Source organism: Nonomuraea antri (assembly GCF_013283785.1).
GTDB lineage: Bacteria > Actinomycetota > Actinomycetes > Streptosporangiales > Streptosporangiaceae > Nonomuraea > Nonomuraea antri.
In genome coordinates this window covers 1-1,744 of the sequence record NZ_JABCPZ010000511.1, presented here as the reverse complement: position 1 = coordinate 1,744, position 1,744 = coordinate 1, and the positions used below count along the sequence as shown (strand labels likewise).

The 1,744-nt window shown below is 73.7% G+C and carries 3 protein-coding genes; all 3 read right to left on the bottom strand.

The genetic code is table 11. From position 1 onward, the window contains the following. Window positions 1–722, bottom strand: a 722-nt coding sequence (locus tag HII36_RS55025; RefSeq protein ID WP_173531357.1) for a multicopper oxidase domain-containing protein, incomplete at its 3' end; no start/stop codon positions are given. Between the two features lie 67 nt (window positions 723–789). Further along, complete coding sequence (locus tag HII36_RS55020; protein WP_173531356.1) at window positions 790–1,335, bottom strand: hypothetical protein; 546 nt, start codon at window positions 1,333–1,335, stop codon at window positions 790–792. A gap of 219 nt (window positions 1,336–1,554) precedes the next feature. Then, the coding region (locus HII36_RS55015; protein ID WP_328808330.1) for a carbohydrate-binding protein at window positions 1,555–1,744 on the bottom strand (190 nt) is incomplete at its 5' end.

Sequence of the window (1,744 nt, the reverse complement as noted above, 5' to 3'; positions counted from 1 at the left end):
GTGGGAGTGGGCGCGGGGCTGGGGACGGCCGCGCCGCCGTGGCCGCCGTGCCCGCCGTCGCCGGGCGTGCCCGTCATCCCGGTCATGCCCGACATGGCGGTCAGCTCGGCCAGCACGTCGTCGGGGGTTCCGGTCACGCCGTCCATCCAGTCGTCCAGGACGACGACCCACTCCTGGTCGTAGGCCAGCGGTTCGGCCGGGTCCTCGACGATCAGCGGGGCGTACAGGCCGCGGTCGAGCTGCGTGCCGTGATGCGGATGGAACCAGTAGGTGCCCGGGTGCGGCGCGGTGAACTCGTAGACGTGCTCGCCGCCCGCGTCGATGGGCGGCTGGGTGACGCCGGGCACGCCGTCGGCGTCGTTGCGCAGGGCCAGGCCGTGCCAGTGCGCGGTGGTCGGCTGGGGCAGCCCGTTGCGCAGCCTGGCCCGTACGACCTCACCCGCCTTGACGCGGATCGGCCGGCCGGGCAGCCGGTCGTCGTACAGCCAGGTGTCCACGACGGGCCCGCCCAGGTCGGCCCGGCCGGGCCCGGCGACCAGCCGGAACTCCCTGACCTGGCCGGGACGGCGGGCCGCCTCGGCGGCGCGCACGCGCTCGTCGGAGGGCCGGATGAAAGTGGTACTGGTGCCGGTGCTCGTGCCGGTGGAGCACGAGGCCAGCGCGGCCCCTCCCACGGCGGCCAGGCCGGCGCGCAGGAAGAACCGTCGGTTGATGGACGTCATGAATCAACTCACGGATCGAAGCGGACGAAGAACCCGGATCGCCGAGCGCCTGGCTCGGCCGGGGTTTCTAGATCCGCAGGACCGCGACGCGGCGCAGGGACAGCCCGATGGCCTCGATCGAGGGAAAGCCCAGGAAGGGCCGGGTGCGTCGGGCGGTGGGGTCCGGAGGGGTGAGCGGCTTCGCGCCGCCGCCGGGGCCGGTCAGGGCCAGCACGGCCGCGACGGCGACCGCCGCCATTCCGGCGAGACAGAGCACCAGCGGATCGGGCTCACCGGGCCGGTGCTCGGCCGCGGCCGCGTGCCCGGCCTGGTACTTGGTCTCGTGCCCGGCCTGGTTCGGGGTCTGGTGCGGGGTCTCACGCACGGTCTCGTGCACGGTCTCATGCGTGATCTCGTGCGGGGTCTCGTGCGCGATGTGTGTGGGGGAGGGGGCGGCGGGTGTGGCGCAGGTGCTCGTCGAGGCGTGCGCCGTCCCGCACAGGTGGGCGGTGGAGTAGCTGAGCAACAGGCCCGTGAGCGCGATCGCCAGCAGGACGAGCCTGGGCAGCCACGTCGCGGGCGCCACTCGTCCGATCACCGCTCCTCCCCACGACGGCTGACTACGAATGTCCATAGTAGCCAGGGTGGGTGCCGGGTGCGCGACGGGTGACCGAATGGCCGGCCATGGTCCCGGTGAGCGTGGGGAGCCCACCGGAGGCCATGGCCGGCCTGCCCGGTCCGAGGTCGGTTCGGGTCAGCCGACGTCAGTGAACGCCGGTGACCGTCGGGCGACGTCAGTGACGTTAGTGACGTCAGGCGCGACGTCAGGTGCGACGTCGGGTACGACGTCAGGTCACGTCCGGCGCCAGAGTGCGGGCACGTTCGGCGGCTCCCAGCCGGGGATGGCCGTGTGCGCCTGGACGCACTGGTACGTCACGCCGTTGTAGACCGCCCGGGTGCCGGCCGTGTACGCGGTGCCCGCCGCCCAGTTGCCCGCGGGTCCGGTGTCGGTCGGCGTGGGGGTCGGAGTCGGGGTCGGGGTG

What these genes read in the sequence shown, in the direction of transcription:
- HII36_RS55020 (WP_173531356.1), bottom strand. Translation starts at nt 1,335, where the DNA reads ATGGACATTCGTAGTCAGCCGTCGTGGGGAGGAGCGGTGATCGGACGA.